This window comes from Microbacterium sp. NPDC055357 (assembly GCF_053644835.1).
On sequence record NZ_JBSHLZ010000001.1, the window covers coordinates 232,769 to 246,220 of the forward strand.

The 13,452-nt window shown below is 69.9% G+C and carries 9 protein-coding genes; 6 read left to right on the plus strand and 3 right to left on the minus strand.

The annotated features are described in order from the left end of the window. Nucleotides 1-139: 139 nt before the first annotated feature. Genes ACWICD_RS01080 through ligD form a run of 3 tightly spaced genes read left to right on the plus strand, consistent with a single transcriptional unit; the run spans nucleotide 140 to nucleotide 4,778 of the window. Nucleotides 140-2,662 carry an ATP-dependent helicase gene (locus tag ACWICD_RS01080; protein ID WP_376128793.1) on the plus strand — a complete coding sequence of 841 codons (2,523 nt, stop codon included), beginning with the start codon at nucleotides 140-142 and terminating at the stop codon, nucleotides 2,660-2,662. A gap of 29 nt (nucleotides 2,663-2,691) precedes the next feature. Continuing rightward, nucleotides 2,692-3,711 carry an SseB family protein gene (locus ACWICD_RS01085; RefSeq protein WP_376128792.1) on the plus strand — a complete coding sequence of 340 codons (1,020 nt, stop codon included), beginning with the start codon at nucleotides 2,692-2,694 and terminating at the stop codon, nucleotides 3,709-3,711. Between the two features lie 44 nt (nucleotides 3,712-3,755). Further along, nucleotides 3,756-4,778 (plus strand): non-homologous end-joining DNA ligase, encoded by a 1,023-nt coding sequence (gene ligD, locus ACWICD_RS01090; protein ID WP_376128790.1) that lies wholly within the window; start codon nucleotides 3,756-3,758, stop codon nucleotides 4,776-4,778. A 49-nt stretch (nucleotides 4,779-4,827) separates the two neighbouring features. On the opposite strand, the gene ACWICD_RS01095 is transcribed toward ligD, so the two are convergent. From ACWICD_RS01095 to ACWICD_RS01105, 3 genes are all read right to left on the minus strand, one after another. After that, the gene (locus ACWICD_RS01095) at nucleotides 4,828-5,871 is read right to left on the minus strand and encodes an ATP-dependent DNA ligase (RefSeq protein WP_376128789.1); all 1,044 of its coding nucleotides are present in this window, start codon (nucleotides 5,869-5,871) and stop codon (nucleotides 4,828-4,830) included. Between the two features lie 47 nt (nucleotides 5,872-5,918). Next, on the minus strand, nucleotides 5,919-8,636 hold the full coding sequence (locus ACWICD_RS01100; protein ID WP_376128787.1) for a cation-translocating P-type ATPase: 2,718 nt from the start codon (nucleotides 8,634-8,636) through the stop codon (nucleotides 5,919-5,921). Nucleotides 8,637-8,720: 84 nt separating this feature from the next. Beyond that, a complete protein-coding gene (locus tag ACWICD_RS01105) occupies nucleotides 8,721-9,404 on the minus strand; it encodes a TetR family transcriptional regulator (RefSeq protein ID WP_376128785.1) in 684 nt (227 codons plus the stop codon). 86 nt (nucleotides 9,405-9,490) lie between these two features. On the opposite strand from ACWICD_RS01105, the gene ACWICD_RS01110 reads away from it, so the two are divergent. The 3 genes from ACWICD_RS01110 (at nucleotide 9,491) to sucD (ending at nucleotide 13,234) form a co-directional block, all read left to right on the plus strand. Then, the gene (locus ACWICD_RS01110; protein ID WP_376128783.1) at nucleotides 9,491-11,047 is read left to right on the plus strand and encodes an FAD-dependent oxidoreductase; all 1,557 of its coding nucleotides are present in this window, start codon (nucleotides 9,491-9,493) and stop codon (nucleotides 11,045-11,047) included. An 85-nt stretch (nucleotides 11,048-11,132) separates the two neighbouring features. Then, complete coding sequence (gene sucC / locus ACWICD_RS01115) at nucleotides 11,133-12,296, plus strand: ADP-forming succinate--CoA ligase subunit beta (protein ID WP_376128781.1); 1,164 nt, start codon at nucleotides 11,133-11,135, stop codon at nucleotides 12,294-12,296. 35 nt (nucleotides 12,297-12,331) lie between these two features. Further along, the gene (gene sucD / locus ACWICD_RS01120; protein WP_376128780.1) at nucleotides 12,332-13,234 is read left to right on the plus strand and encodes a succinate--CoA ligase subunit alpha; all 903 of its coding nucleotides are present in this window, start codon (nucleotides 12,332-12,334) and stop codon (nucleotides 13,232-13,234) included. The last annotated feature ends 218 nt before the right edge of the window (nucleotides 13,235-13,452 follow it).

Consider the following 13,452-nt stretch of genomic DNA (forward strand, 5'->3'; position numbering starts at 1 on the left):
CCCAAAGAACCCCCCGCCCCCCCGAAAGAGACGAAAAGGGAAAGCGGAGAGGGGGGGAAACCCCCAACTCTCCGGCGGCCGTTGACATTCTCGCGGTCAGGGGGTGGGTGTCGGTGGGGACGTTTAGGCTTAGCTGGCAATGTCTGACCCCCTCCAGCCCCTCATCGTCGGCGACGATCGCGGACCCGCGACGCCCGACGCCCGCCCCGACGAAGACCTCCTTCACGGTCTCAACCCGCAGCAGCGCGAAGCGGTGATCTACCGCGGGCCCGCGCTGCTCATCGTCGCGGGCGCCGGCTCCGGAAAGACGAGCGTGCTCACGCGCCGCATCGCATCGCTCCTGCGCGGGCGCGAGGCGTGGCCCAGCCAGATCCTCGCGATCACGTTCACGAACAAAGCCGCAGGCGAGATGCGCGAGCGCGTCGGCCAGCTCATCGGCGACCGCGCCCAGGGCATGTGGATCTCGACGTTCCACTCGGCGTGCGTGCGGATCCTCCGACGCGAGGCCGAGCAGTTCGGGTTCACCAAGGCCTTCACGATCTACGACTCGGGTGACTCCCGAGCGCTCATCAAGCGGCTCGTGAAAGAGCACGAAGCGGATGCCTTCGGCCTGACCCCGGCAGCGGTGCAGAGTCGCATCTCGAAACTCAAGAACGAGCTGTCCGATGCCGAGTCCTACGCGCGCTCCGCGAACCTCAGCGACCCGGCGGAGCGCATCTTCGTCGAGCTCTTCTCCGACTACCAGCGCGCCCTGCAGAAGGCGAACGCGTTCGACTTCGACGACCTCATCGGGCAGGTCGTCTACCTCTTCCGCGCGTTCCCGCACGTCGCCGACGTCTACCGGCGGCGCTTCCGCCACATCCTCGTCGACGAGTACCAGGACACCAACCACGCGCAGTACTCACTCATCCACGAGCTGACCCGGCCGCCGAGCGGCGACCCTTCGACAGGCTCAGGGACCGGGGGCGGGGGATTCGAAGCGTCGAACGGGATGATGATCTTCGACCCTTCGACAAGCTCAGGGGCCGGTACAAGCTCAGGGGCCGGTGCAAGCTCAGGGGCCGGAGGCCGCGACGACGAGGGCGCGTCACTCACCGTCGTCGGCGACTCCGACCAGTCGATCTACGCGTTCCGCGGTGCCGACATCCGCAACATCAGCGAGTTCGAACGCGACTTCCCGGGCGCCAAGGTCGTGCTCCTCGAGCAGAACTACCGGTCGACGCAGAACATCCTGAGCGCGGCGAACGCCGTCATCGGCCACAACTTCGACCGCAAGGACAAGAAGCTGTGGACCGACACCGGTGCGGGCGAGAAGATCGTCGGATTCACCGGCTACTCGCAGCACGATGAAGCGCAGTTCGTCGCCGACGAGGTCGAGGTGCTGCGCCGCGGCGGCATGGACTACTCGCAGATGGCGGTGTTCTACCGTACGAACTCGCAGTCCCGTGCGCTGGAAGAGATCCTCATCCGCTCGGCCGTGCCCTACAAGATCATGGGCGGAACGAAGTTCTACGAGCGTGCGGAGATCAAGGACGCCCTCGCCTATCTCGTGGCCGTCGCGAACCCCGCCGACGAGATGGCGGTGCGTCGCATCCTGAACCGTCCGCGCCGCGGGATCGGCGACGTGACCGAGACGGCGATCGGCCGCTACGCCGCCGACGAGGGCATCACGTTCCGCGACGCGCTCGCCAACGCCTCGGCGCTGGGCGTCGGACCCAAGATCCAGGCGGCGATCACGCAGCTCGATGCCGTGCTGGCCGAGGCGACCGCTCTCATGCTGCCCGCGAGCGGCGAACTCGCCCCGCCGACGGCCGTCGCCGCGGGGCTGCAGCTCTTGCTCGCGAAGAGCGGCTATCAGGATGCCCTGCGCGCAAGCCGCGACCCGCAGGATGAGGCGCGCCTCGAGAACCTCGACGAGCTCGTCGCCGTCGCCCGCGAGTTCGCGCGCAACAACCCCGAGGGCACCGTCATCGACTTCCTCGGCGAGGTCGCCCTCGTCGCCGACGCCGACGACCTCGACGACACGGCGGGCTCGGTCTCGCTCATGACGCTGCACACCGCGAAGGGACTCGAGTTCGACGCCGTCTTCCTCACCGGTGTCGAAGAGGACCTCATCCCGCACCGCATCTCGGCGGGAGAGCCCGGCGGCCCGCAGGAAGAGCGTCGCCTCTTCTACGTGGGGGTGACGCGGGCCCGAAAGCGCCTCTACCTGTCGCTCGCCATGACGCGCGCGCAGTTCGGTGAGGTCACCGTCGCGATGCCGAGCCGGTTCCTGCAGGAGATCCCCGCCGATCTCGTGCACTGGCGGCAGTCGCCGGGTGACGTCAATTCACGCGGCGGCACGCGCACGCGCGCGCTCAACGGGCGCGCACCGGCCGGCTCGAAGCGGTACGGCGACGACCTCGTGCCGCTGCCGCGGCGTGACGCGCCCGCCCGCGATGGTGAGTCGATCAAGCGGTTCGCCAATCGCATCCCGGCGAAGGTTCGCGACAACGGCGACATGCAGCTCGCGCCCGGCGACCGCATCCGCCACGAGGACTTCGGCGACGGCAAGGTCGATCTCGTGACGGGCGAGGGCGCCAAGCGCGTCGCGCACGTGCGGTTCGACACGGCCGGAGCCAAGAAGCTGCTCATCAAGATCGCCCCGATCGAGAAGCTGTAGCGACGGCCCCGCGGGCTAGGCTCGATCGCATGGCCCTCTTCTCGCGCCGCCCGAAGCGCCAGCCCGACGAACCCGCCGAGACCCCCCAGGTCGAGACGCCGGGCACGACTGCCGACGTCACGCCCGAGGGCACCGACGCCGCAGCATCCGTCGGCATCTCGGTCTCGGCGTTCCGCGGCCTCGGCACACCCGACCCGGCCCCCGCCCCGGCTGCCGCTGCGCGACCGACCGGGCCCGACGCCGCCGCCGCGACGCAGCGTCCTGCCGAGACGATCCCGGGTCTGCGCGACAACGTGCTGCTGCGCGAGAGCCTCGCGCGACTGCCCGAGAAGCCGACGCCCGAGCAGGTGCTCGACCTGGCCCGCCAGGTGCTGCAGGGCCACCTCTTCCTGCGCGTCAAGGGCGATGCCCGCGCGCTCATCGCCGAAGGCAAGGAGCTGCCGCTCGCGATCGCCAACGCCGGCGACCGGCAGTACGCGATCGCGTATTCGAGTGGCGCGGGGCTGGCCGCGAGCGTGCGCGCCGACGGCGATGCCGACACGTCGGCGATGGGACAGCCCGCGATGGTCGTGCTGCGTCATGTGCTGGCGAGCACCACGGCGGGACTCGTGATCGATCCCGCTTCGGCGCCCGCCCGTATCGTGCTGCCGCGTCCGCTCATCGAGCGCATGCTCGCCGCCGTCGACGAGAAGCTCGCGATCAAGACGCTGCTCGCCGACGAGCGCACGGATGCCACGCCCGCAGCCGTCGCCGATGCGATGACCCGTGCGCCGATGTGGGTCGCGGTCAACCGCTCCGAAGACGGTGCGCCGGTCGGCATCGCCGAGGGTCGCGCGCCCGACGGATCACGCTACGTCGAGGTCTACTCGCACCCGCTCGAAGTCGTCGCCACCGGACGCGGAGACCAGGCGGCGCCGCTCACGGCACCGCAGCTGGCGGCGATGCTCGCCGCCGACGAGTCTCTCGCCGGCGCGATCATCGACCCGCGCGGACCGTGGATCCGCCTCTCGCGCGGCGACCTGGCGCCCGTGCTCGCGCTCGCCCCGTAACGCAACCGGGTGACGGATGCCGCGTCCCGGCCTATCGTCGAGGCATGGCGTCCGAACGCATCGCACTCATGATCCCCGGCCCCGACGGCGACCACGAAGTAGGACTCTCGAGCCCCCACCGTGTGCTGTGGCCCGAGCTGGGCATCACGAAGCACGAGCTCGTCGACTATCTCCTGGCCGTCGCGCTGCCGTTCCTCTCGGCGAACGGCGATCGGCCCGTGTCGCTCGAGCGCTTTCCCGAGGGCGTCGACGGCGAGCGGTTCTATTCCAAGAACCCGCCCAAGGGGGCGCCCGACTTCGTCGACACCGTCACCGTCACGTACAACAGCGGCCGGCGGCATCCTCAGATCGTGCTCACCGAACCCGCCGCGATCGTGTGGGCGGCGCAGATGAACACCGTCGTCTTCCACCCGTGGGCCTCGCTCGCCTCGGATCCGGACCACCCCGTCGAACTGCGCATCGACCTCGACCCGCAGCCGGGCACCGATTTCGCCGACGCCGCCGCCGTCGCGCCGGTGCTGCGCGAGGTGCTCGCCGAGGCGGGCCTCGAAGCGTTCATCAAGACGAGCGGAAACCGCGGCATCCATGTCTTCAGCCCCATCCAGCCGGAGTGGGAGTTCCTCGATGTGCGGCATGCCGTGATCGCGGCGGGGCGCGAACTCGAACGGCGGATGCCGGACGCGGTGACGATGAACTGGTGGAAGGAGGAGCGCGGCGAGCGCATCTTCCTCGACTTCAACCAGGCCAATCGCGACCGCACGATGGCGGGGGCCTACAGTCCGCGTGCGCTGCCGGGAGCGACCGTCTCGGCGCCGCTGACGTGGGACGAGCTGGCCGATGCCGATCCCGCGGCGTTCACGGTGCGCTCGATGCCGCAGCGGCTCGCCGACGTGGGCGATCCGTGGGCGGGCATCCAGGAGAGCCCGGGGCGCATCGACACGCTGCTTCAGTGGTGGCAGCGCGACCTCGCCGACGGGCTCGGCGAGCTGCCGTTCCCGCCGGAGTTCCCCAAGATGCCGGGTGAGCCGGCGCGCGTGCAGCCGAGCCGGGCCAAGAAGACGGACTGAGCGACGCCACGTCGAGCCCGATGTCGTCCGGGCTCCTCCGGGCCCCGTGTCAGTCCAGGACGTCGCCGAGATCGTACGCCGAGACGTGTTCGAGCTGGTCGTACGTGCAGGATCGCGGTTCGCGGTCGGGCCGCCAGCGCTCGAACTGCACCGTGTGGCGGAACCGCTGCCCCTCGAGCTGGTCGTAGCGCACCTCGAGCACGAGCTCGGGACGCAGCCGCACGAACGACACGTCCTTCGAGGCCGAGAAGCGCGACCGGTCGGTCTCTCCCTTCACGGCGGAGCCGTCGTCGTCGCGCTCGACGAGCGGCGCGAGCTCGTCGATGAGCTCGAGGCGGCGCGCGTTGCTCCACGCGGCGACGCCGCCGACCGACACGAGCGTTCCGGCGTCCGTATACAGCCCGACCAGGAGCGAGCCGACGCCGCTGCCCGACTTGTGCACGCGATAGCCCAGCGCGACGACGTCGGCGGTGCGCGAATGCTTGATCTTGAACATGGCCCGCTTGTTCGGCGCGTACGGCTGTGCGAGCGGCTTCGCCACGACGCCGTCGAGACCGGCGCCCTCGAACTCGGCGAGCCAGCGCTCGGCGACGTCGCGGTCGAGGGTCGCCCGGGTCACGTGTACGGGGTGCGGCACGTCGCCCAGCAGGCTCTCGAGCGCGACGCGCCGCAGCGCGAACGGCTCGGGCTGCAGGTCCTGATCGCCGCGCGCGAGCAGGTCGAACCCGATGAACATGGCGGGCGTTTCGGCCGCGAGCATCGTGACACGCGACTGGGCGGGGTGGATGCGCTGCGAAAGGGCTTCCCAGTCCAGCCGCTGCGCGCCCGGCGCCCCCGTCGGGACCACGATCTCGCCGTCGATGAGGCATGGCTCGGGAAGCAGCATCCGGAACGCGTCGACCAGTTCGGGGAAGTAGCGGGTGAGCGGCTTCGCGCCGCGCGAGCCGATCTCGACGTCGTGGCCGTCCCACGACACGAGGGCGCGGAAGCCGTCCCACTTCGGCTCGAAGCTCAGCCCGCCGGGCGTCTTCGCCGGGTCGGGCACGGCCGGGACGGACTTCGCGAGCATGGGCGCGGGGATGTCGTACGGCATGCCCCCATCCTGCCCGGGGCGTCTGCGGTGCGACAGCGCCCGCCGGATCAGGGGGCCGTGACCTTCCGTGCCGGGTGGACGCGGCGGAGGATCCACTTGTGTCCCTCGACGAACGCCGTGACGAGGACGAGCAGTCCCAGGCACACGAGCCACTCCGAACCGGTGAGCGCGGTCGCGCCGACGATGTTCTGCAGGAACGAGATCTCGGTCGAGGCCACGATGACGACGACGGGCCAGACGAGGAGCTTCGCGACCGCGGCGATCGGTGCGGTGAGACCGGTCTCGGGGGAGCGTCGCATGAGCACGGCGCTGATGACCGTACCCAGGCCCACCACGACGTAGGCCATCGTCATGGCATGGGACGGCTCCGTCGCGCTCGGTTCGTCGGGCCCCCACACGAGCGGCACCCACGAGGCGAGGAAGATCGCGGCGCCGTAGAGCCCCCACTCAGCGAGGGCGCCGCCGTTGGCGACCCCGAGCTTCGGGTTGCGCGGTGGACGGTCCATGATGCCGGGCGGCTGGGCGTCCGCGGCGATCGCCAGGACCGCGAACAACGTCACGAAGAAGTTCAGGAACAGCACCATGCCGGGAAAGAGCGCGACGCCGTCCGCGACGGCGAAGACGGATGCCGCGAGGAAGAGCAGCAGCAGCGACACCAGCTGCGACATCTGGAAGCGCAGGTACGACGTGATCTTGTCGTAGACGATCCGGCCGAGTTCGACCGCGCGCACGAGGGTCGCGAAGTTGTCGTCGGTGAGGACGAGCTTGGCCGCCTGCTTGGTGACCTCCGAACCCGAGCCCATCGCGACGCCGACGTCGGCCTGTTTGATCGCGGCCGCATCGTTCACCGCATCGCCGGTCATCGCGACGATCTCGCCCTGTGACTGGAGCAGCTGCACGAGGCGCAGCTTGTCCTGCGGTGTGACGCGGCCGAACACATGCAGGTCGGGCAGGTCGGTCAGAAGCTCCGCGTCGTCGAGCTTGTGCAGGTCGGCTCCGCTGATGGCCCCCGCGCCGAGCCCCAGTTCCGCGCCGATCGCGCCCGCCGTCACGGCGTGGTCGCCCGTGATCATGCGCACTTCGATGCCGGCGCGCTGCGCGATCTCGACGGCGATCTTCGAGGAGGGGCGCAGGGGATCCACGATTCCGACGATGCCGATGAGATCGAGATCCCCGACGTACGACATCGGGTCGGCGGCCACCGCCGTCTCGTCGGGCGGATCCAGGAAACGTGCGCCGATCGCGAGCGTGCGCAGACCGCTCCGGCTCATCGACTCGAGCTCCTCGGTGACCTCGGACGGGTCGATCGGGACCGTTCCGCCGTCCTCGTCGTACATCCTCGCGCAGCGGCCGACGATGATGTCGGGAGCGCCCTTGACGAATTCGACGATCCGCTCCTGCCCGTTCCACGTGAGGCGGTGGAAGGTCGCCATGAACTTGTACTCGGAGTCGAACGGCACCTCCGCGATGCGCGGGTGGTCGCGTCGGGTCGCGTCGGCGTCGACGCCGAGCTTGGCGGCGAGGACGATGAGCGCCGCCTCTGTCGGGTCGCCCACGACGGCGCCGTCGACCGACACGGTCGCGTCGTTCGGGAGCGAGAGGGCCAGCCCGAGACGCGTCGCCTCGACGGCATCGCCTGCCGCGCGCAGGAGCTTGCCGTCGAACGAGTACCCGCCGCCGGTCACCTGGTAGTGCGCGCCGCCGAACCAGACGGTGCGTACGGTCATCTCGTTGAGGGTCAGGGTGCCCGTTTTGTCCGAGCAGATGGCGCTGGTCGCACCGAGCGTCTCGACGTCGGCGAGGCTCGCGACGATCGCCTTCTCCTGGGCGAGATGCGTCGCACCCCACGACAGCAGGCTCTGCACGAAGGTGGGCAGCCCCGTCGGGATCGCCGAGATCGCGACGGCGGTGCCCAGGAACAGCAGCTCGCTGATCTCCTGACCGCGCAGGGCGCCGATCACGATGATGATCGCCACGGCCACCCACGCGACGATGCCGATGACGCGGGTCAGTCCGTCGAGTTCTCGCTGCAGCGGAGACCGTGAACTCGAGACGGTCGACAGCAGCGTCGCGATCCGCCCGACCTCGGTGCGCATCCCCGTCTCCACGACGATCATCCGCGCCGTGCCGCGCGTGACCGACGTGTTCTGGAACAGCATCGACGTGCGGTCGGCGAGCGCCGCGTCGTGCTCGTTCGCGGAGGGACCCTTCTCGATCGGGAGGGACTCGCCCGTCAGCGCGGACTCTTGCGTCTCGAGGGTCGCGGAGCGCACGATGCGCCCGTCCGCCGGTACGAGATCGCCCGCTTCGAGGTCGACGATGTCGCCGGGAACGAGCGCGGTGGCATCCACGAGTTCGATCGATCCGTCGCGCACGACGCGGGCCTGCGGACTCTGGAGCTTCGCGAGCGCGTCGACGCTGCGGCGGGCCTTGAGCTCCTGCCGCGTGCCCTGCAGCACGTTGAACGCCACGAGCAGTCCGACGATGATCGCCGTGCTGATCTGACCGATCAGCAGGGACACGACGGCGACGGCGATGAGCATGAGGGTCATGAGCTCGACGAGCTGCGTGAGGGCGATCTTGATCGCGCTGGGCGGCGGGGCGCTCACGAGCGCGTTGGGTCCGGTCGCCGCGAGTCGCTGCGCAGCGGTCGCCGAACCGAGCCCCGTCACGACGTCGGTGTCGAGCTCGGACGCCACGGCATCCGGCGCGAGCGACCACCACGCGGTCGGTGCCTCCACCGATGTCGTCTTCGGTGCGCTCACGAACGACCCCCGTCCCGCGCAGCGTGACCCCTGCGTCATGCACAGAATATTGGTTCGTGCCGCTCGCCGATACGGGCGCAGATGTCAGTCGTCGAGCTGCTCCCGGAGCCGGCGGGCGACCTCGACGGTCGGCATGGAGCGCGGGAACACCGCCACGACCACATCGTCGTCGGCGGGACCCTGCCCGTCGCGCTCGGGGAGGACTCCGAAGCGACGCATCGCACCGTCCAGCGCGCGCCGCAGCACCGAGACGGGCACGCGCTTGGGGCCGCGCAGCAGCTGGCGCAGCACATGATTGTGCACGGCTGTCACGAGCGCCGAGAAGCCGACCGCGTCGAGCGGGTCGAGCCCCGGAAGCGCCTCGCGGAGATACTCGTCGAAGAGCCGCTCATAACGGAAGACCGTGACGATCTCGCGGTCGCGCAGAGCCGGCACTCCGCGGACGATCGCGTATCGGCGCCGCGCGAGCTCGGGATCGGCGGCGAAATGGGTGAAGACGCGGACGGATGCCTCGCACACCGCCCGCCAGGGGTTCGCGTGGGGCCGCGCGAGGTCGTGGCGCAACTCGTCGAGCAGCAGCTCGTGATCGGCGAAGACGACATCGTCCTTGCCCCCGAACTGACGGAAGAAGGTGGACCGGGAGACGCCCGCGGCCTTGGCGATCTGCTCGACGGATGTCTGGTCGAAACCCTGCTCGGCGAACAGTTCGAGGGCCGCCGCGACGACGGCGGCGCGGGAAGCGGCGGGGGTGGTGGCGGTGTCGGACATCTCGCAGCGAGCCTAACCCTCTCGGTGCCACGGGCCCCCGTGTCAAGCCCGTCGACCCGGCGGGCACCGTGGCGTTCACTGAAGTGATGACCACCCTGTGGAAACACGACCGGGCGGAGCCGACGGGCACCGCGTTCGAATCGGGTGCGCGCCGCGACGTCGTCGTGGTCGGCGCCGGCATCACCGGCCTCAGCACGGCGCTTCTGCTCGCACGCGACGGGCTCGACGTCGCGGTCGTCGAGTCGGGCGGCGTGGGGGAGCTCACGACGGGCGGGAACACGGGCAAGCTGTCGCTCCTGCAGGGCAGCGTCCTGTCGACGCTGCGGCGGCATCACCCTGCGTCGCTCGCGCGCGCGTACGTCGATGCCAACCGCGCGGGCGCCGAGTGGATCACCGCCTTCGCCACCGAGGCGGGGGTGCCGTTCTCGCGGCGCACCGCCTATTCGTACGCGCAGACGCAGGAGGGCGTGGAGACGGTCGCCGCCGAGGCGGCAGCTGCCTCCGAAGCCGGGCTCGCCGTTCACCGGATCGCGGCGGACGCGGTCGAATGGGGGTTCCCGATCGTCGACGCCGTCGCCCTCGAGGGCCAGGTGGCGATCGATCCGCAGGCGCTCACCGTCGCGCTCGCCGAGGCGTTCGTCGCCGCGGGCGGAGCACTGCACCTGGGCACCCGCGTCCGGCACGCGCACGTCGTGCCGGAGGCCGTCGTCGAGACCGACGCGGGCGCGATGCGGGCCGGTCACGTCGTGCTCGCGACGGGCACGCCGATCGTGGATCGCGGACTCTACTTCGCGAAGACCCACGGCCTCCGCTCGTACTGCGTCGCGTTCGAGGTCGACGGCGACGTGCCCGACGGACTGTTCCTGTCGGTCGACGGTCCGACGCGATCGCTGCGGTCCGTGACGGTGGATGACGGACCTGCCGGACGCGCGCAGCTCGTCGTCGGAGGGAACGGCCATCCCGTGGGGCGCGGGGGCGCCGAACAGGAGCGGATCGACGATCTCATCGACTGGACGCAGCGGCATTTCCCCGGTGCGCGCCCGGTCGACGCGTGGTCTGCGCAGGACTACGAGTCGCACAACCTCGTCCCCTTCGTCGGCGCGATGCCGCGCAGTCTCGGGCGCATCCGCTTCGCGACGGGGTACGCCAAGTGGGGGCTCACGAACGCTCCCGCCGCGGCGCTGCGGCTCGCCGCCGAAGTGCGACGGACACCGTGGCGCGAGCGCCCCGACTGGATGAACACGATCGCGCGGCGGATCACGGTGCCCGCCGACCTCGCCCGCGGCGGCGTCGAGACGGTGAAGGTCGGATGGGAGGCGGCATCCGGCTGGATCGACGCGCAGCGCACCGCGGTGCCCGTCCCGCGTCCCGCGGAGGGCGAGGGCGTCGTCGCGCACCGCGGCGGGAAGCCGATCGGCGTCTCGACGGTGGACGGCGTCACACGTGCCGTGAGCGCCGTGTGCACGCATCTCGGCGGAGTCGTGTCGTGGAACGAAGCCGAATGCACGTGGGACTGCCCGCTGCACGCCTCGCGCTTCGGACCCGACGGCACGCGGCTCGAGGGCCCCGCGGTGCGCGACCTCGAACACCTGCCGCGGGTCCCGTCCGAACCGGCGGGGTCCGAGGCCGCGGCCGCGCAGTAGTACGCTGGGTCGGTCGATCTCTCTCGACGTCGAGGCGCTTTTCCAGCGCGCCCCTCCCCATTCGCCACCTGCGAAGGAATGCACTGTGGATCTATACGAGTACCAGGCACGAGACCTTTTCGAGAAGTACGAGGTGCCGGTGCTCGCCGGCATCGTCGCGGACACTCCGGAGGAGGTGCGCGCAGCGGCCGAGAAGATCGGCGGCGTCGTCGTCGTGAAGGCGCAGGTCAAGACCGGGGGCCGCGGCAAGGCCGGCGGCGTCAAGGTCGCCAAGAACCCCGATGAGGCGTTCGAGGCCGCGCAGGCGATCCTGGGCCTGGACATCAAGGGCCACGTCGTCAAGCGCGTCATGGTCGCCGAGGGTGCGCGCATCGACAAGGAGTACTACTTCTCGGTGCTGCTCGACCGGGCGAACCGCTCGTACCTGTCGCTCGCGAGCGTCGAGGGCGGCATGGAGATCGAAGAGCTCGCTGTCGAGCGCCCCGAAGCGCTCGCGCGCATCGCGGTCGACCCGCAGCAGGGCATCGACAAGCAGAAGGCCGTCGAGATCGCCGAGGCGGCGGGTTTCGCCCCCGAGCTCGTCGACAAGGTCAGCGACGTCTTCGTCAAGCTCTACAACGTCTACACGGGTGAGGACGCGACACTCGTCGAGGTCAACCCGCTGATCCTCTCCGAAGAGGGCGACATCATCGCGCTCGACGGCAAGGTCTCGCTCGACGAGAACGCCGAGTTCCGTCACCCCGGTCACGCGCTCCTCGAAGACAAGGATGCCGCGGACCCGCTCGAGGCCAAGGCGAAGGAGAACGACCTCAACTACGTCAAGCTCGACGGCGCCGTGGGCGTCATCGGCAACGGCGCGGGCCTGGTCATGTCGACGCTCGACGTCGTCGCGTACGCCGGTGAGAACCACGGCGGCGTGAAGCCGGCGAACTTCCTCGACATCGGCGGCGGCGCCTCGGCCGAGGTCATGGCCGCGGGCCTGGACGTCATCCTCGGCGACCCGCAGGTCAAGTCCGTCTTCGTCAACGTCTTCGGCGGCATCACGGCGTGCGACGCCGTCGCCAAGGGCATCGTCGGTGCCCTCGCCGAGCTCGGCGCGAGCGCCTCGAAGCCGCTCGTCGTGCGCCTGGACGGCAACAAGGTCGACGAGGGACGCGCGATCCTCCGCGACGCGAACCACCCCCTCGTGACCCTCGCCGAAACCATGGACGAAGGCGCCGACAAGGCCGCCGAGCTCGCGAACGCGTAACCCCTTCGACGAGCTCAGGAACCAAAGGAACTACTATGTCGATCTTTCTGAACAAGGACTCCAAGGTCATCGTCCAGGGCATCACGGGCGGCGAGGGCACGAAGCACACCGCCCTCATGCTCAAGGCCGGCACGCAGGTCGTCGGTGGCGTCAACGCCCGTAAGGCCGGCACGACGGTGCTGCACAAGGCGAAGGACGGCTCCGACGTCGAGCTGCCCGTCTTCGGCTCCGTCGCCGAGGCGATCGAGAAGACCGGCGCCGACGTGTCGATCGCGTTCGTGCCGCCCGCCTTCACGAAGGACGCGATGGTCGAGGCCATCGATGCCGAGATCCCGCTCCTCGTCGTGATCACCGAGGGCGTGCCCGTCGGCGACACCGCCGAAGCGTGGGCGTACGCGCAGTCCAAGGGCAACACGACGCGCATCATCGGCCCGAACTGTCCCGGCATCATCACGCCCGACGAATCGCTCGTCGGCATCACGCCGGCCAACATCACGGGCAAGGGCCCGATCGGCCTCGTGTCGAAGTCGGGCACCCTGACCTACCAGATGATGTACGAGCTGCGCGAGATCGGCTTCTCGACGGCCATCGGCATCGGCGGCGACCCGATCATCGGCACGACGCACATCGATGCGCTCGAGGCCTTCGAGGCCGACCCCGAGACGAAGGCGATCGTCATGATCGGCGAGATCGGCGGCGACGCCGAAGAGCGCGCGGCCGACTTCATCAAGGCCAACGTCACCAAGCCCGTCGTCGGCTACGTCGCGGGATTCACGGCACCCGAGGGCAAGACGATGGGCCACGCCGGTGCGATCGTCTCGGGCTCGGCGGGCACGGCACAGGCCAAGAAGGAAGCGCTCGAGGCCGCCGGCGTCAAGGTCGGCAAGACGCCGTCCGAAGCCGCCGCACTCATGCGCGACATCATCAATTCGCTGTAAGCGTCTGAACGAAAGCGGATGCCGGGACTCTGAGTCCCGGCATCTGCTTTTTCGTTCGCCTTTTCGAGGTTCGGATGTATTCCAGGACAGGAATCGGACTCTGGGTCTTGTGGAGGGTCATCCCCGACCCCTACAGTTCGAATCGGACTGCGAGTGGGTGATCGACGCTCGCATGGGGGACGGGGATCTCAGCAGGACGATTGGGCAGAAAGGGCCCC